The 16,791-nt window shown below is 37.1% G+C and carries 16 protein-coding genes; 8 read left to right on the forward strand and 8 right to left on the reverse strand.

Annotation, left to right across the window (positions count from 1 at the left end; genetic code table 11):
• Positions 1 to 7 precede the first annotated feature (7 nt).
• Positions 8 to 718, reverse strand: a complete 711-nt coding sequence (locus AC6CH1_RS00175) for a DUF5058 family protein (RefSeq protein ID WP_014824803.1) — start codon at positions 716 to 718, stop codon at positions 8 to 10.
• A 142-nt stretch (positions 719 to 860) separates the two neighbouring features.
• On the opposite strand from AC6CH1_RS00175, the gene AC6CH1_RS00180 reads away from it, so the two are divergent.
• Together AC6CH1_RS00180 and AC6CH1_RS00185 are read left to right on the forward strand one after the other, a co-directional pair.
• Positions 861 to 2,678 carry a helix-turn-helix domain-containing protein gene (locus AC6CH1_RS00180; RefSeq protein ID WP_498315901.1) on the forward strand — a complete coding sequence of 606 codons (1,818 nt, stop codon included), beginning with the start codon at positions 861 to 863 and terminating at the stop codon, positions 2,676 to 2,678.
• 221 nt (positions 2,679 to 2,899) lie between these two features.
• Positions 2,900 to 4,330: an alanine/glycine:cation symporter family protein gene (locus AC6CH1_RS00185; protein ID WP_014824801.1), complete on the forward strand. Its 1,431-nt coding sequence runs from the start codon at positions 2,900 to 2,902 to the stop codon at positions 4,328 to 4,330.
• 107 nt (positions 4,331 to 4,437) lie between these two features.
• Here the strand turns inward: AC6CH1_RS00185 and AC6CH1_RS00190 are convergent, their stop codons facing one another.
• Entirely contained in the window at positions 4,438 to 5,418 is a 981-nt protein-coding gene (locus AC6CH1_RS00190) for an SMP-30/gluconolactonase/LRE family protein (protein ID WP_498315903.1), read from the reverse strand.
• Between the two features lie 314 nt (positions 5,419 to 5,732).
• On the opposite strand from AC6CH1_RS00190, the gene AC6CH1_RS00195 reads away from it, so the two are divergent.
• The 3 genes from AC6CH1_RS00195 (at position 5,733) to AC6CH1_RS00205 (ending at position 8,657) form a co-directional block, all read left to right on the forward strand.
• The gene (locus tag AC6CH1_RS00195) at positions 5,733 to 6,581 is read left to right on the forward strand and encodes an MBL fold metallo-hydrolase (protein ID WP_498315905.1); all 849 of its coding nucleotides are present in this window, start codon (positions 5,733 to 5,735) and stop codon (positions 6,579 to 6,581) included.
• Between the two features lie 336 nt (positions 6,582 to 6,917).
• Positions 6,918 to 7,781, forward strand: coding sequence for a glycine betaine ABC transporter substrate-binding protein (locus AC6CH1_RS00200; protein ID WP_340797783.1), 864 nt, complete (start codon positions 6,918 to 6,920; stop codon positions 7,779 to 7,781).
• Between the two features lie 330 nt (positions 7,782 to 8,111).
• Complete coding sequence (locus tag AC6CH1_RS00205; protein ID WP_427711503.1) at positions 8,112 to 8,657, forward strand: histidine phosphatase family protein; 546 nt, start codon at positions 8,112 to 8,114, stop codon at positions 8,655 to 8,657.
• Positions 8,658 to 8,730: 73 nt separating this feature from the next.
• Here AC6CH1_RS00205 and AC6CH1_RS00210 read toward each other — a convergent pair whose 3' ends face one another.
• Positions 8,731 to 8,886 carry a DUF6143 family protein gene (locus AC6CH1_RS00210; protein WP_231918695.1) on the reverse strand — a complete coding sequence of 52 codons (156 nt, stop codon included), beginning with the start codon at positions 8,884 to 8,886 and terminating at the stop codon, positions 8,731 to 8,733.
• Between the two features lie 349 nt (positions 8,887 to 9,235).
• On the opposite strand from AC6CH1_RS00210, the gene helD reads away from it, so the two are divergent.
• Positions 9,236 to 11,596 carry an RNA polymerase recycling motor HelD gene (gene helD / locus AC6CH1_RS00215; RefSeq protein WP_498315907.1) on the forward strand — a complete coding sequence of 787 codons (2,361 nt, stop codon included), beginning with the start codon at positions 9,236 to 9,238 and terminating at the stop codon, positions 11,594 to 11,596.
• 91 nt (positions 11,597 to 11,687) lie between these two features.
• Here the strand turns inward: helD and AC6CH1_RS00220 are convergent, their stop codons facing one another.
• Entirely contained in the window at positions 11,688 to 12,167 is a 480-nt protein-coding gene (locus tag AC6CH1_RS00220; protein WP_498315908.1) for a GyrI-like domain-containing protein, read from the reverse strand.
• A 108-nt stretch (positions 12,168 to 12,275) separates the two neighbouring features.
• Here AC6CH1_RS00220 and AC6CH1_RS00225 point away from each other — a divergent pair, with 108 nt between their 5' ends.
• A complete protein-coding gene (locus AC6CH1_RS00225; RefSeq protein WP_498315910.1) occupies positions 12,276 to 13,238 on the forward strand; it encodes a helix-turn-helix transcriptional regulator in 963 nt (320 codons plus the stop codon).
• A 48-nt stretch (positions 13,239 to 13,286) separates the two neighbouring features.
• On the opposite strand, the gene AC6CH1_RS00230 is transcribed toward AC6CH1_RS00225, so the two are convergent.
• The 3 genes from AC6CH1_RS00230 to AC6CH1_RS00240 all read right to left on the reverse strand — a co-directional run bounded on the left by AC6CH1_RS00230 (position 13,287) and on the right by AC6CH1_RS00240 (position 15,126).
• Positions 13,287 to 14,102, reverse strand: coding sequence for a murein transglycosylase (locus AC6CH1_RS00230; protein WP_498315912.1), 816 nt, complete (start codon positions 14,100 to 14,102; stop codon positions 13,287 to 13,289).
• Between the two features lie 11 nt (positions 14,103 to 14,113).
• On the reverse strand, positions 14,114 to 14,557 hold the full coding sequence (locus AC6CH1_RS00235; RefSeq protein WP_498315914.1) for a GNAT family N-acetyltransferase: 444 nt from the start codon (positions 14,555 to 14,557) through the stop codon (positions 14,114 to 14,116).
• Positions 14,558 to 14,664: 107 nt separating this feature from the next.
• On the reverse strand, positions 14,665 to 15,126 hold the full coding sequence (locus tag AC6CH1_RS00240) for a staygreen family protein (RefSeq protein ID WP_498315916.1): 462 nt from the start codon (positions 15,124 to 15,126) through the stop codon (positions 14,665 to 14,667).
• A 170-nt stretch (positions 15,127 to 15,296) separates the two neighbouring features.
• On the opposite strand from AC6CH1_RS00240, the gene AC6CH1_RS00245 reads away from it, so the two are divergent.
• Positions 15,297 to 15,671 carry a hypothetical protein gene (locus tag AC6CH1_RS00245; protein WP_427711489.1) on the forward strand — a complete coding sequence of 125 codons (375 nt, stop codon included), beginning with the start codon at positions 15,297 to 15,299 and terminating at the stop codon, positions 15,669 to 15,671.
• A gap of 123 nt (positions 15,672 to 15,794) precedes the next feature.
• Here the strand turns inward: AC6CH1_RS00245 and AC6CH1_RS00250 are convergent, their stop codons facing one another.
• Entirely contained in the window at positions 15,795 to 16,724 is a 930-nt protein-coding gene (locus AC6CH1_RS00250) for an EamA family transporter (protein ID WP_498315918.1), read from the reverse strand.
• Positions 16,725 to 16,791 lie beyond the last annotated feature (67 nt).

A 16,791-nucleotide genomic window follows, 5' to 3' on the forward strand; every position in this document is an offset into this window, starting at 1 on the left:
CCTTCAATTAGATTAAGAAATACCCGACGCTCATACCGATTAAAATAACTAATCCTAGTGACCACTCACGGAGCCAATTCTGGTTAAAGCGTTGAGCTGCCCACATAATAACCGGCATTACAAGTAAAGCGACTATAAAAATAATCGTTTCATTCATACCTTTTGCGATCTGGCCACCACCAAAATATCCGAAAGCACCAATCATTGCTGCAGTCGAAATGACACTTAACCATTTTGCCCGATTGCCGCCACCGCTCGTTAACTTACTTTGAAGGCGACCAAGAGATTTCGTAAACAATGCTGTAACAATCAACCATCCCATGCCGCCTAAACACATTGTCCAAACTGCTGCTGTAAATGCTTGTGCTGAGAAGCTTTTGTCACTTAACTCTTCACCTGCTGCTTCGGCCCCAAGACTTGCTCCTACTGTTTCGATCGGTGCTGATCCGACAATACCAATTCGCATCATTGTCGTTGGTTCACCAATTAAAGTAATTAAAGAAATGGCCACGATAATAATGGCAAATGATGGACCTAATGAACTAATTGCACCTGTTCGAATAATTGAAGTGACTTCCTTGTTCGTTAAGCCTACTTCTGGTGCTACTTTCTTTGAAATCCGTATAAAGACAATGGCTTGGAAAATTACAATGAGTACAACGACAAATGCTATAACCCATAAAATCGGATGATCCATAATCTCTGATGCTAAGTTCATAAAACCCCTCCTTTAAATTGACGAACAATTCAGTTTTTTAATACTATACTTTGTTTTCTTGTTGCGAAACAATGTGTAATCCTCTATATTTATAAATAAAATTATGGAATATTCTATATATTTCAGAAAGAGGGGAATGTCTATGTCAGATGGACAAGAAGCAATTCTACGTCACTTAACACTTTCAAATAAACAGTTATCTATCCTCGTGGAAAGTATCCGGACAATCACTTCCAAACTTCATATTGATGAAGTATTACATACAATCATGCGTCATGCACTGAACGTTATTCCTGAAGCAGATGCAGGGTATTTAATGCTTTTTGATGAACAGAAACAGTGTCTAATTCCGAAAACCTATATTCATTTCCCACCACTTATTGAACAATTTCAAACAAAGCCGAATGAGGCCATTACTGGTCGTGTATTTGCGACAGGAATCGGTGAGTTCTTTAACAGTTACGATGAAATTATGGCTGCTATGTACCATCAAAATGTAAGCCCGCGTAATTTACAGACAATATTAAAGAGCGCACATGTTCCGCAAGCAGCTCTTTGTGTACCGATAACTGTTGATGCTAAGCCAATCGGCATCATGATCCTTCACCAACTTCGAAAGAAAAGAGACCTCACACAAGAAGATCTATTATTTTTTCAAGCCTTTGCCGATCAGGTAGGGGTGGCAATTCAAAAAGCCCAGTATTATGAACAGATGACTGAGAAAGTAAAAGAAGCGCACGAATTATCTCTGGCATTAGAGACAAAACATACCCTTCTTAAACAGCGCTATGATGTGCATGCTACATTAAATCAATTGCTCTTACAAAACGAACCGATCTCCGTCATTTTAAATGAACTAAAAAACTTAACACAATTACCAATTGGTTTTTATGATGCATATGATGATGTGTTTTTTGAAGATGACCAGTCCATTCCCCCTCACACAAAAGCTAAAATAAAAAAACAATTATTCTTGAAAATGAAGCCATTTGAGTATCGGCTTAAAAATGACCGCAGCTTTATTGTTTATCCTCTCTATAATTTGGATATTTGTTTAGGGAGTATGATTATTGAACAGAAAGGCATCATTTCCTACAAAGATCAGCAAACACTGGAGCAGGGGGCCAATATTTTAACACTGCAAATTTTACGCAATAAAAATGTTCTGGAGCACCATAACAAACGAATGCAGGAAACATTCCAGCATATCATCGATGCACCTAATCAAAAAACAGTTGCTTCTATGGCATATCAACTTGATCTAGATGTGCTGGACTACTACCGATTATGTATTTTCGAGTTCAAACAAACGGCCGACATGTTATCGATTGAACAATATTTACATCAGTTCATCTCCATGCTAAAGGAACAATTTACAGGTGAACGGAAATTACTTTTTTATGAAAAAAACAAAATCACTCTTTTAATCGGTGTGCCGTCACCAGCAATGCTTACAACATTAAACGAAACACTCTCGCGCCTACAAAAAAAGTGGCAATCACTGCATAAACCGCTTTTTCGGTGCGCAATTAGTAAACAATATAAAACCCTACAGACAGTTTCTTCTCTATACGAAGAAGCGCTGCAAACATTGCGCTTTTTACATGTACGTGATGAATGGACAATTACGAGCTACGATAAAATCGGTCTCAACCAGCTGATTTTACAAGTCCCGCCAAAAGACTTGGCAAACTTCATTCATGACCAAATCGGTGAGTTATTGACTAAAGCCAATAAAAGTCACCTGTATGAAACATTGTTGGCCTATTTCAGATTTAATCGCTCCGTTCAGCAAACAGCACAGCATTTACATATTCATACCAACACTTTGTACCAGCGATTAAGCCGAATTGAGCAAATATTAAATATCTCGTTTCAAATACAGGAAGATGCACTGAAAATACAATTAGCTTGTTATTTAAAAGAAAATTACTTAACACCTGTAAAAAAACGAGAGTAAATATAGGGAGTGAGGGGGATAACTGTCATGCTAGAAAATTAATACATCTTAATAAAAATGTATACTAAAATTTCAAGTGAGTATAAAATAGGACAAGTTAGCATGGGTGTAGGAAAGTGACTTTGTATTTAGGAGATGTTGGTGCAGAATTTTAATAGTTGACGAAGTAGCACGGCCTACATACCCACAGAAAAAGTTGAAAAAATAGAGGAAGTGAAACAATGGATTGGTTCGGTAATATATTGGGTGAAGTGAATACAATATTATATTCATATGTATTAATAATTTTATTAGTAGGAACAGGCATATTTTTAACAGTTAAAACAAAGTTTATTCAATTTAGATTAATAGGTGAAATGTTTAAACTTATAACAGAATCGGCGCCAACAGATAAGTCAGGAAAAAAAGGTATATCTTCTTTTCAGGCTTTTACAATTTCTGCTGCTTCTCGAATTGGAACAGGTAATATAGCGGGTGTCGCGACGGCAATTGCTCTTGGCGGTCCCGGTGCGATATTTTGGATGTGGATGATTGCGCTGATCGGAGCGGCATCTGCACTAATTGAAAGTACATTAGCACAAGTATATAAAGTGAAAGATAAGAGTACTGGATTGTTTCGTGGTGGTCCTGCTTATTATATGGAAAAAGGCTTAAATAAAAGATGGATGGGTATTCTTTTTGCTGTTGTCATTACAATTACGTATGGCTTTATTTTTAATTCTGTCCAGGCAAATACGATTTCCATTGCATTTGAAGAAAGTTTTGGTGCCAATCGATTTGTAGTAGGTTTAGTATTGGCTGCTTTAACAGGGATTATTGTTTTCGGTGGATTAAAGAGAATTGTTAGCTTTACTCAAATAGTTGTTCCTGTTATGGCAATTTTGTATATTATAATTGCTCTTATTGTTGTATTCCTCAATATTTCCGAAATTCCGAATGTATTTCTTCTTATCATAAAGTCTGCCTTTGGATTGGAAGAAGCCTTTGCGGGAATGATCGGGGCAGCAATTATGAATGGTATTAAACGGGGATTATTCTCAAATGAAGCAGGGATAGGTTCTGCACCCAATGCAGCAGCAACAGCAGCTGTTTCACACCCAGTAAAGCAAGGGTTAATTCAAGCCCTTGGTGTATTTATAGACACATTAGTCGTTTGTACAGCAACAGCGGCAATCGTATTATTAGGCGATGCATACCTTCAATCTGACGCAACTTCAGTCAATTTAACGCAAGCCTCTTTAGTCGGAAGTTTAGGTGATTGGGCAGGCAGCTTCTTAGCGATCATTGTATTTATGTTTGCTTTTAGTACGGTTATTGGCAATTACTATTACGGTGAATCGAATATTAGTTTTATAAAAGATTCAAAGACCGGTTTATTAGTATTCCGTATATTTGTCGTACTTTTTGTTATGTTTGGTTCCATTGCAAAGGTACAAGTTGTATGGGATTTAGCGGATCTGTTTATGGCCTTTATGGCGATCATTAACTTAATTGCTATTCTCCAACTTTGGAAAGTGGCCAAACCGGTTATTAATGATTATTTAACTCAACGGAAGCAAGGCAAAGATCCAGTATTCTATAAGAAAAACGTACCTAATTTAGGCGAGGTGGAATGCTGGGGCGAAGATGAAGAAATAGAAGGAAAACGTTAAATTTGAGCTTTCATTCAGGAATACTACTTCGTAAATAGCTATTAAAATTTAAAATGGGGCAATCACTAAATTGGTGATTGCCCCATTACATTATATTAGAAGCGAGTCTAGTTTAACCCGTATGGCTGTAGACCCTTCTTTTTTACTTGAATACGCCACACCTCGTTCTTTGATGATTCGGTTACGTACAGGTACCCATCATGAAAAGCTAAGTTTGTTGCGAATGTTCCTGCATCTCCAGGAAGGCGAATTGTTCCATATTTAAAACCATCTGCGTCAAGCACTACAACTTCTCCAGCTTGGAAATGGGCTACGTACAGATTACCTTCAGCATCTACAGCTAAACCATCCGGTCCAATTCCACCTTCAAAACGACCGAAAATAAAAGGTGATTCAGGAGAATTTTCAGCATTCACAGAAGGCACAGATAGAATTTGATTCTTATCAAACTCTGAAATATAGACGCGTTGGCCATTTGCTGAAATTGCGATACCATTTGGATAAGCGATATTCTCTGAGAAGAGGATTGCTTCAGTTTCGCCAGGAGGTAAGTAGAAGACACGACCTGTTGGATGAGTAGCACTAGAACCCATCGGCTCAGTAAAGTAAAGTCCGCCCGTTTCATCAAAAACAAGGTCATTTAAACCGTTTAAAGGTTTCCCTTCGTAAGAATTGACTACGGTTTTGCGTTCACCAGTTGCGGGATTGTAGGAATAAAGTTCTCCTTTCCCATCCGTAATAAATAGGCGACCATCTTTATGGAACTTTGCCCCAATTGGCATTAATTTATCTTTATCTCCTAAAACTGGTTTAACTTTATCTTCTTTTATTGTTAGAATTTCACCAGTTGTTGGGCTGACTAACCAGATATTTCCTTTACGATCAAAGTTAATACCTTCCATGAATCCACTACCTGTAGCAACCTTTTCCCATTTACTACTCTGATGAATGATTTCAGAAATGTCATGTCTTTCTTCTGCCGGCACTGGTTTTGTTTCATACAATGCCTTTGCACCAGTGAATGTAACCGTTATAAGGGAGAGAACAAGAACCAATATCCATACAAGTGCACCTTTTTTAGACCTCATAAATACCTCCTAAGTGACAGTGAATTTTTTTGAAACAGTATTCCTCAAGAAGAAAGAAGTAACTAATTTATTAACCTTTTTGAATATAAGCGCTTATATTCTTGGTATCATATCATTTGTTCAATGGTCTAAATAGCAGAAAAAGAACTCGAATGAAACTAATAAAAAGTAGTATTTTTAGCTATTTAGAAAATTCTTTATTTGTTATACTGGAAATTTAGACTATTATAAAAAATACTTGCTATATAATTGGACTTTTTAACAAAGAATGTAGTCTATATACATTTGACTAAAAAGAAAGGGGGACAACCTTTTTGCAATCTATACACAAATTAGGTAAAAGTTTTTGGTATATCACCCCAGTCTCGTTGACTGACCGCCCGATTTTAGGAATGGTGGTTGGCAGTAAAAAGACATTAATGATTGATGCAGGAAACTCGGAAGAACATATGCATTATTTTCTGAATGAACTTCAAAAAAGGGGAGTTCCTAATCCGGATTTAGTGGTCCTTACACATTGGCATTGGGATCATATATTTGGTCTTTCCGCATTACCCGATACTGTTTCTATTGCCTCCAAAGAGACTGAAAGGGAAATAGAGAAGCTTATTCCATTTTCATGGTCAGATGAAGCCATTGATGCGCGAGTAAATGAAGGCGTGGAAATTGAATTTTGTGCGAAAGCGATTAAGGAAGAATACACGAATCATCGAAACATTAAAATTACTTTGCCGGATATTACAATAGAAAAAAGGGCAGAGATAAATCTTGGTGATGTGACTTGTATCGTACAACAAGTTGGAGGGGACCATGCTGCAGATTCTGTCATTGTGTATATAAAAGAAGAGAAGATTCTTTTCTTAGGGGACTGCATTTATCCAAGAATGTATGCCGAAAAAGTACACTATACAATTAGTGAAACTTTACGGTTATTAGATGTATTAGAAACTTTTGATGCGGAAACCTATATCCCTTCCCATCAACAACCAATTTCAAAAGAAGCTTTCGATAAAGAAGTCGCCATGCTAAGAACGATTGCCAAATATACAGAGGTCTGTAAGGGAGATTTACCGATAATAGTGAAGGAATACGAAAACTATGTAAAAAGGGAACTTACCGAAGATGAATTAGAAACCATCTCCCATTTTGCCGATGGATACTAACTGATTGCGCTCCTTTACGAGAAAAATTATAATTTTGAAGAACCACCTAATTGTTGATATACAACGAATTAGGTGGTTTTTTCTAAAAAAACGTTGGACCAAAGAAAAATTAATAGAGAGAACATTTATAAGGTATTCTCTTTTTATTTCCCCCTATATAAGTCAGCTGTTTCCTGTACTGTGCAACCCAAAAACCCCTTTGATTCTTAAAATTTAAACCATCTGTATTAATTGCCAATTTGACAAAAGTAACAACCTATTTATAATTATAAGTTGTTAGATGTTAATTTTTACATATAACCCGCTCTCAGTAAAACAATCAGAAAGGAAGATTTTATGAAACTCATTAGTTTATCGAAGCTAGGATTAATTTTAGTATTAAGTTTATTATTAGCTGCATGTTCATCGGAGGCTGAAGGTACAGAAAAACAAGCTGTCAACTTAGCCTATGTTGAATGGGAGACTGAGGTTGCCTCCACTCATGTAGTAGGACAAGTTTTAGAAGATTTAGGATATGATGTAACGCTGACGCCTTTAGATAATGGAATTATGTGGGAAGCCCTTGCAAATGGAGAGGTTGATGGCATGGTTTCAGCTTGGCTACCGCAGACGCACGCCCCGCAAGTTGAGAAGTACAAAGGCCGTATAGATGATTTAGGTGAAAATTTGTTAGGCGGAAAAATTGGGTTAGTAGTCCCTAGTTATATGGATGTGGATTCCATCGAAGATTTAACAGATGAAGCGGGTAAAACGATAACGGGCATCGAACCAGGTGCAAATATAACAGGAACTACAGAAAAGGCGTATGAGATATATCCAAATCTTGAAGGGTGGACAGTACTAAGCTCATCTTCAGTAGCAATGACAGGGGCTCTTAAACAAGCGATTGAAAACAAAGAAGAAATCATAGTGACAGGTTGGTCTCCTCACTGGAAATTTAACTTATTTGATTTGAAGTATTTAGATGATCCTAAAGGGATGTACGGAACTGAAGAATATATCGGTACATTTGCACGTAATGGATTCAAAGAGGATAATCCTGAGGCATACAGTGTTCTAGATAATTTCCACTGGACTCCGGAAGATATAGAAAGTGTTATGTATGATATTATGGAAGGCATGGATCCGAAAGATGCAGCAAAAAAATGGATTGAAGAAAATGAAGCTAAAGTTGCCGATTGGACAAAAGATGTTAAATAAGTACCAAGTACCGGATGCACTCAATTTGCTTGTTTTCAGCATATAAGTATCATGCTAAGGAGCGCTGGTTAACGGGAATGCCTGCTAATCACATTTCTATCGCTTTTATTTTTACCTTAGCAGAAAACATACTCTTATCCCCATAAAAAACACCTCCATGTTGATTCTTGGTATTCAATACCCATTTTTCAACAAAAGGTGTTTTTTATTTGTATCATTATTTTAGGTCAGTGCAAAAATACATAAATTATTTCTGTTTGTTTTTTATTTCTAATAACCCATGTCATACATTAGGTGTATACTAGGATATTTATGGAAAGGAGACAAAACTTGAATAAAACCTTACTTAATGCACTTAGAAATGGGGGATTTATACTTTATGCAAGGCATGGAGAAGCGACTGTCGGAAGCGATTTAGCTAACTTAAACTTTCAAAACTGTTTAACTCAGAGAAATCTTTCTGAAATGGGACGTAGGCAAGCAATTTACTATGGAGAAATACTTCGGTATTTAAGAATACCATTCGAAATCCCTGTTTCCTCAAGTCCCTATTGCAGGACAATCGAAACAGCACAGTTAGCATTTGGTAGTGGTAATGTTCAAATTAATCCTTTTTGGGTTGAGATAAACAGGTTAAGCGAAAATTTACCAAGTAATGATAGGCAAATAATTTTGAGTAATCTTCAATCAATTTTAGAATATATTCCGGATAAGGGGAAAAATAAAATGATTGTTGATCACATTTTCCCTGCAAAGGTTGGATTAGGTCCAATCCCTTATATGGGGACAGTTATTATTAAGCCAAAAGGGCGAGGTAACGGCTATGATATTGTTGGTCAACTATCTTTAGAAGATTGGTCTACATTAGATAGTTAGAAGAACATTGTGTGAACAAAAAACCATGGAGACCTAAGCACGGTACTCTCGATTGAATGAACTGATTTACAAATTAGTTATCATCTATATTTAATTTTTCAAACCAGCCGAATGCAACTTCTGCTTTAACTATTTGATTATTAGGTGAAATTAAGAAAATTACAAATGAACTACCTGGTGGGAAAATAAATTTTCCATCTTCATCTAAATCTATATCTGAAAACCGCACTTAAATTTGTTACGGAAATGTACCGTATCATAAGTAAGTGCGGTTTTCTTTAATACCTTCAAGAAAATGAAATTTCTCCAATATAAATCTTAAAACCGATAATTTATGTAGATTTAGTAATGTACAGTAAATCTTCAATGTGTAAGCAATCGTTGTTTATTTTATTTCTGCTACTTTATTTAAGGCAAAAAAAATACACCTGCCAAATGCATTGTAAAAAATGCGGACACGTGGTAAGTTTATATAGATATACATAATTATTTGAACTTGTGTATATTATTCCTTACTTTAAGTATATATAAAAATTCTTTATTAGTCAACTCTTAAATATTTTCAAGGAGTGAATGTTATGAAAGCAGATTTCCTGAACGAACAAAAGAGGTTAAATAGCGTTGTGAACGTAATTAATGATCAAACACTTCAACTGGAATCAGAAACGTTAAAACTCCGAAATGAAGTAGTAAATACTCGTAAGCATTTTTGGGATGAAATAAAAGTTAATACGGATTCGTTTGATGACTTTTTGGAAACCGTGATTAACTTAAGACAAGAAGCACAGGCATTAGCTGTTGGCGAAAGTACGCACCATCACGCATCCAAAAGATTAGCTGTCTTGCATCGGATGAAGTCAGTCCCTTATTTTGGACGAATTGATTTTCTTGAAGAAGGTTTTTCAGAGCAGGAGAAAATTTATATTGGGATTTCATCTTTGATGGATGCAAGTGGTGAGGACTTCCTTATTTATGACTGGAGAGCACCGATTTCAAGCGTCTACTATGATTATGAGCCTGGTCCCGCACAGTATACAACGCCTGGGGGCAAGGTTTACGGTGATCTCAAGAAAAAGTGGCAATACGTTATTCGTGATGGAAAACTGCAATCTATGTTTGACACAAGTCTCACGATTGGTGACGAAATTTTACAGAAAGTGCTTGGAAAAGGCGCGGATAAGTATATGCAAAGTATCGTAGCAACGATTCAAAAGGATCAAAACCGTATTATACGCCATGATCAAGGGCGTATGCTCATTGTGCACGGTGCAGCAGGCAGTGGTAAAACTTCTGCTGCATTACAAAGAATCGCATTTCTATTATATAAATACCGGGACCGTATAAAAGCCGACCAAATTATATTATTTTCACCAAATGCTATGTTTAATAGCTATGTTTCCAACGTACTTCCGGAGCTTGGGGAAGAAAATATGCAGCAAGTTACATTTCAGGAATATTTGGATCACCGTTTAAGTAAAGATTTTCACTTAGAAAATCCATATCACCAATTGGAATATGTGCTGACTGCAGCAAATAGCCCTTCGTATAGCGCAAGAATAAAAGGCATTCAATTTAAAGCATCTGTTAAATATGTTGAGGCAATTAAATTATACCGTGAAACTTTGGAAAAATCGGACCTGCTATTTAAGGATATAAAGTTCAGAGGGAAAACAATCATATCAGCCCAGCAATTGTCAGAGAAGTTTTATGGGGATCATATTTCACTGAGCTTCCAAAGCAGACTTGAAAAACTGAAAGACTGGCTAATGAATAAAATTAAAGAAATTGAAAAAATTGAACGTTCTCAGCCATGGGTAGAGGAAGAAATTGAGCTACTAAGTGATGAGACATATCATAAAATTCACAAATATTTAGCGAAGAAAAAAGGCTTTGAACGAGAAGAGCAGGCAGATTACGAAATGGATCATGACGCACTTATTCAAGTAATCGTCCGCCTGAAATTGAAGGCAGTGAGAAAACAAATTCAAACACTCGACTTTATTGATTTAGAAGGCGTGTATAAACAGCTTTTTACAAATCCATTATTGATGCAACAGCGATTAAAAGTAGAAGTACCAAATAAGTGGGAAGCAATATGCGAAGATACACTGCAAATGATGGAGGCGGGAACGCTGTATTATGAAGACGCGACACCATTTCTGTTTTTGCAGGAATTGATTCAAGGCTTTCAAACGAACCGTTCGATCAAGCATATTCTCATTGATGAAGCGCAGGATTATTCGCCGTTTCAATTTGAATTTCTGAAGCGCTTATTCCCTTCTGCAAAAATGACAGTGCTAGGTGATTTTAATCAGGCTATTTTTGCTCATGCGAGTGGAGTGGTAGATTTTCAAGTACTTAACCACCTCTATGGAGAAGAAGAGACGGAAGTTGTCAACATGAACCGAAGTTATCGTTCGACAAAGCCAATTATTGAATTTACACGGAGTCTTATTGCAAATGGAGAAAAAATCATTCCATTTGTGCGCGCAGGCGAGTTGCCGGTATTAAACCAAGTAGAGAATCATACAGAATTGCATCAGCGTATTATGTCTAAAATTTCGGAATTGCAAAGTGAAGGTTATGGCAGTATCGCAGTTATTTGCAAATCAGCAGAAGAAAGTAAGACAGCATTTGAGGCATTAAATAAAATTGACGGGATTAAACTGATAAAAAGTGGTACAGCGGAATTCGAGCAAGGAATTGTTGTCATTCCTTCTTATTTAGCGAAGGGAATTGAATTTGAAGCGGTCATCATTTACGACGTATCCGAAAACGTATATGGAGACGAAAGTTTACGCAGAATTTTTTATACAGCCTGCACAAGAGCGATGCACGTGCTACAACTATATAGTGTAGGGAAACCGAGTCCTTTTATGCAAAAGCCTTTAAAAGAGAACCTTGTACAACTTGAGTTGAATTCAGAAAGCCTTAGGTAAACATAGTTGTTTCATTAAAACTTAAAGTAAACGGAGCCCGAGAGTGTACCGGGCTCCATTTTAATTTTGGGTCTAAAATCCATATTACCTGTTATTTCTTAATAACCGGAATCCACATTTCGCCGTATACCTGACCGTTTTGTTGATCCATTACAACTGCTGCGTTTGGACCTCCTACATAGGCATAATCTGTTGCTTCTTGTAATGCTTGTCCAAAGGCAATTCCAGTAACAGTATTGGCCAGCTCTTCTGCAGTAGGAGCTTCGCCTTTAACAACTACGTACTCACCTTTAGGAAATTGGATAACTCTAGTTGCCTCTGGTAATGTTTCATCAGTCAGAACCCCGGCATAATGCATCATCTTATTATTCACTGCTTCGTTCACGATAAAAATATAGTCGTTTGTGGCTACAGCCTTTAATGCATCCAGTCTTCCATCCTCACTGACCGCATGCCAAAAATCGGCCTTTTCTTTATTTATTCCCATATAGTCTGTGTAATCGCTCTTTAGTTCTGTTCCGAAACCTAAAACAACAAAGCTGTCCTTTTCTTCAATCGTGTAATTTGCCATATAAAACCCTTCTTTCAATTTTGTTTTAATCAAGATTTGTTTTTTTACTTGATAGGTTTATAATAGCCATAAATCATGTCAAAATATGATACTGTTTCGGAGGTGCCAATGAAAAAAGTTGAACGGATTAATACAATTATGCGGTATATCAACAACCGTGCTCACTTTACCATTTCTGAAATTATGCAAGAGTTTAATATCTCGCGTTCAACGGCTATACGAGATATTAGAGAAATTGAAACTATCGGGATGCCCCTTGTCGCTGAAGTTGGAAGAGAAGGGGGTTATAGTGTTCTGCATAATTCTGTGCTTCCAGCTGTTCGCTTTACAGATAATGAGATTAAAGCTCTTTTTATTGCCTTTATGGCGACAAGAAATCAACAGCTTCCATATTTAAAAAGTCGCCAGTCGTTAGCTGAGAAACTACTCGGTTTAATTTCAGAAAACCAGCAAGACGACCTTGTGCTGTTAAACCGAATCTTGCTTTTCGAAGGTACGAACCCTCACAATCCGGATTTGCTGGATTTATCCGATTTACCTGATCCTGTGATAGAAAAGCTTATACAAACACTTCTGATTGACCGCTATTTAATTATTTCAGTGAAAGAAGGGAAGTTAATAAAAACATATACAATTTATCTCTTGTATCTTCATCATAAAAAGGGGAACTGGCTGATAGAAGGCTTTGATGCAGGTGAGGAAAAGAATCGGATTTTTCCTGTCTCGCATCTTATCGATATAAAATCGGACGAGGGGAAAAATAGAATCAGTAAGAAGGAGATTTTAAAAAAGCTTAGTGAGCGGAGTAAAGAGAATAACCTTGTACTTGAGCTTGGTCCAAAAGCGATTGCGCAGTTTAAAAAATATCATCCTTTAAAGCTTTCTATTTCCTATACAAATCCTTACCAAACGACAGCCATTCTAGAGGCTTTCATCAATACTGAAAACGAGGAAGACATAGTAGAAATAACGAATTGGCTGCTGTTTCTGGGAGCGGATATAACAATTAGAAAATTGCCGGAAGAAGTGTTAAAAGGGATACAAGAGAGCGTGTCCGTATATTGCCGTTGAAAAACCCACTTAAACTGTATAAGTGGGTTTTATCATTGAAGACAAATTTCAATTTATATCTTTAACATATTGCTCCAGATCAGCGGGAGATTTTAGCTCATTCAGTTCTTTTACAGACTCCGCATCCTCTGATTCATACGAAAAATAAAATCGGGCAGTTCTATCATCCAAATGTTTGAAGTTAAACTCATTATAGGGTAGTTTGCGGTCCCTTTTCGTCAGCTGTTTTTGCACATCTTCATTAAAGAACACAATTTCAATGTTGAAGTAATTTAAATTCTGATTTTTAAAATGCTGAATCATCTTATAGGCTTTCTCCAGCTGGTCGTTTATATTGTTGGAGGATTCCAGAATAACATTTGCAAAGACAATATTTCCGATACCGTTAGCTTCTTTTTGCAAAATCTCTTCGTACGTGTCGTTATGGTCATATCGTGCTTCGATTTCATCCGAAAATGACACATTTACCATATAGGAGTATTTTTCAACCGTTCCATAAAGCTCTTCATACAGCAACCCGAATCGCGTATTCAGTTCATCACGCCAATGGATTTGCAAATACGTATCATAAAACGGCTCCATATCCTCATTTACCGAAACCGTAACTTCCAAATCAGGATTCTTTTTTGGATGAGCGATAATATGGTAATCCCCGAAATCATTGCCCAATGGTTTGGAGTAGGTAGATTCATCAATCACAAAGTCTTCGTTATATTTTTCTTCAAGAGAAGCTTCGGCGGCATTTTCTGCTTTGAAGCCGATAATCGGGTAGTAAAAATAATCAAATGAAGCAATCGTGAGTATTAAAATAAAGAACGCTGGAATCGCCAGTAACGCCAGTAACGCTATCTTTATTATTTGCATCGCTGTTTCTCCTAAAACGTATAGCGTGCTACTTGCTCACCATCAATAACAAGGCCGTCTATTTCCTGGAAGCCCATTTTTTTATAGATGCGCTTTGCATGCTCATTGTCAGGTTCATAGGAAAGGGTAATCGTTTGATGGTGAGGTTCTTTCATTTTCTGAATATCCTCTATAACGAGCTGAACCGCCTCTTTGCCATAACCTTTCCCCTGATGTTTTTGGTCAATCATCATACGGTAAATCCAGTGCTCATGGTCTTCTTCATCCAGACCATAAAGCGTGAACCCGACCATTTCCTCCCCATAGTAAATTCCTTTCGCATGGAAGTTTTGCAGAAAGTTCAGCTGTGCCAGTGATACCGCATTCGAGGCTACAAACTTCACTTGATCCTCCCGTACTTTTAGCGAGATCGCTTTTATCCAATTGTCTTTTGTAATCGTTTTTAAATGCAGCATTTTTTTCCCTCTCTCATTTAAAGTGAAGTATTGTGCGTTATACACTAACAATTAATACCATAAAAGGGAGTGGAGTTAAATATTACATTTTACCGCATTTCATTATATTAAAAGGAAGTGGAATAACTGCTGAAAATCCCAACAATCTCTTGTTTATATAACTGAGGGTATGTGGATATAAAGTTTACGATGATTAATCCATTGTCCAGAGCTGGATAGACATCGAATATAAAGCGGTCACCATACCGGATCGCCGTCAATGCAAGCGGCAATTCACGCCTGAATACTTCATAACGCCGCATTGCTGTATTAAAATCCTGTCCTTCTTTGTTAACCATTACATAGGCGTTGTAATAAATATAGTACCCATTCGTTTTCCATTCGCCAATTACTTCATCTCTCATATCATTATTCACTTTGTCCCACGCAAACTGTGTTCCGATTGTTAAAAATAATTCTCCGGTGTTATCAGAATGGGTGAGTGTATGATGTCTTGAAATAACAGGTTCTGTTGCGGTAATACCATCCCTGTATTCAACGGACAGCCTTTCGGGATTAAATTTGTTCATGTCATTGCTCCAATCTTTTTCTTTATTCATATGCATTCTTTTTATTGGGGGTGAAGGGGGCGTGACTATGAGTAATTAACGTTTCATCCAAGTATTTCAAATGTCTATATTGCGAAAAATCATGAACATATACTAGGTTAGAGTTCAAACTTAGTAGGGAGGTGAATCATATGCCATTTTTTGGGCAAAATTCTAGAGCGGGGATGTTTCCGCCAAATGGACAACAATTTGGTCCTCCACCGCAAATGGGCAGACAGCAGATGGGAATGCCTCGATCCAATGAATTTGCAAGACCGAGGGAAGCCTTTTATCCGCCATATCCAGTGAATCCTAGACAGGGGCGGCAGGGGCAACAGCAGTTCAATCCTTATCCCCAACAGCAGCAACAGCAGTTCAACCCTTTTCCCCAACAGCAACAACAGCAGGGGTCTCGCTTTAGCGGTCTATCTGATAATTTAAATACAATGATGGGCCATGTAGGGACATTAACTAATGGAATTAATACGATGAGACAAGTAGGCGCAATGCTGAATCTCTTTAGATAATTAAATATAAAACTCGAAATAACAACTTAGCCTATCAATAGAAAATTATTGATAAGCTTTTTTGTTTCTGTAAATAAAAAGACGCTAACCAACGGCTGTTTGCACAGTTGATTAGCATCCTAATTAATTTTTATTATGCTGATGAAGAATTGTTCTTTTTGATCGTTTTCTCATCCGAATGATGTTCGGGCCGATTTCATTTAATACAATCGCTATGAGGATCAGCACAATTCCGATCCATTGCAAAGCTGTGACCGTTTCAGCCAAAATAATGCTAGCCGATAAAATCGCGACAGGCAGTTCAACAGAAGTTAATATATTCGCCAGACCTCCTGAAATGAGTGGTGCACCGACTGCATAAAACAGTGGAGGCAATACCGCTCCAAACAATGAAACCCCGGCTGCACTCGTCAACAAGTTTCCTTCAAGAGGAAATACAGCAGGAATGTCCTTCATAAAGATAAGAAATACTAAAATCGTGGAACCTGTCACCATTAAAGATGTACGGGTTAATGGATGAACTTCAACAGCAACTTTCCCGCTGAAAAAGATAAAGGCAGCATATGTAAAGGCAGATAATATCCCCATAACAAATCCTTTAATCGGAAGGCCTTGCATATCGCCAGTTAAAATATTCGATGCGAAAAATACACCGATTAAAATAAGAACAATGGCCAATAGAGTAATCGGCGCGGGTTTAATTTTATTGAAAACCCATTCGAACAGAATGCCGATCCAAACGAACTGGAACATTAAAATGATGGCCAGTGAAGCAGGTAAATACTGCATCGCACCATAATAAAAAATACTTGTTAAACCGATAAAACATCCGGTAATCATAATTGGAATGATATTCTTTTTAGTCAGTCCTTTAATTCCGTCGCCTTTTAAGAAAGTGATTGACCACAAAAGCAAAAAGGAGATGATCATTTGGACAAGATTGATTTGTCCAAGTGAGTAACCGTGCCCAAACCCTAACTTAGCGAACACAGGTGTAAAACCAAAGCATCCTGCACCTAGCAGTACAAAGAATACGCCTTTATTTATCTTCATTTCTATAAACCTCCGATAGTGCTTGAGAATAACGATTTTATATTAACATATATAACTTACGGTGGCA

Source organism: Solibacillus sp. GQ1 (genome assembly GCF_059758555.1).

Excerpts from the sequence above, each read along its gene's own strand:
- AC6CH1_RS00175 (WP_014824803.1), bottom strand. The coding sequence starts at position 718 with ATGAACTTAGCATCAGAGATTATGGATCATCCGATTTTATGGGTTATA.
- AC6CH1_RS00180 (WP_498315901.1), top strand. The coding sequence starts at position 861 with ATGTCAGATGGACAAGAAGCAATTCTACGTCACTTAACACTTTCAAAT.
- AC6CH1_RS00185 (WP_014824801.1), top strand. The coding sequence starts at position 2,900 with ATGGATTGGTTCGGTAATATATTGGGTGAAGTGAATACAATATTATAT.
- AC6CH1_RS00190 (WP_498315903.1), bottom strand. The coding sequence starts at position 5,418 with ATGAGGTCTAAAAAAGGTGCACTTGTATGGATATTGGTTCTTGTTCTC.
- AC6CH1_RS00200 (WP_340797783.1), top strand. The coding sequence starts at position 6,918 with ATGAAACTCATTAGTTTATCGAAGCTAGGATTAATTTTAGTATTAAGT.
- helD (WP_498315907.1), top strand. The coding sequence starts at position 9,236 with ATGAAAGCAGATTTCCTGAACGAACAAAAGAGGTTAAATAGCGTTGTG.
- AC6CH1_RS00220 (WP_498315908.1), bottom strand. The coding sequence starts at position 12,167 with ATGGCAAATTACACGATTGAAGAAAAGGACAGCTTTGTTGTTTTAGGT.
- AC6CH1_RS00225 (WP_498315910.1), top strand. The coding sequence starts at position 12,276 with ATGAAAAAAGTTGAACGGATTAATACAATTATGCGGTATATCAACAAC.
- AC6CH1_RS00230 (WP_498315912.1), bottom strand. The coding sequence starts at position 14,102 with ATGCAAATAATAAAGATAGCGTTACTGGCGTTACTGGCGATTCCAGCG.
- AC6CH1_RS00235 (WP_498315914.1), bottom strand. The coding sequence starts at position 14,557 with ATGCTGCATTTAAAAACGATTACAAAAGACAATTGGATAAAAGCGATC.
- AC6CH1_RS00240 (WP_498315916.1), bottom strand. The coding sequence starts at position 15,126 with ATGAACAAATTTAATCCCGAAAGGCTGTCCGTTGAATACAGGGATGGT.
- AC6CH1_RS00245 (WP_427711489.1), top strand. The coding sequence starts at position 15,297 with ATGCCATTTTTTGGGCAAAATTCTAGAGCGGGGATGTTTCCGCCAAAT.
- AC6CH1_RS00250 (WP_498315918.1), bottom strand. The coding sequence starts at position 16,724 with ATGAAGATAAATAAAGGCGTATTCTTTGTACTGCTAGGTGCAGGATGC.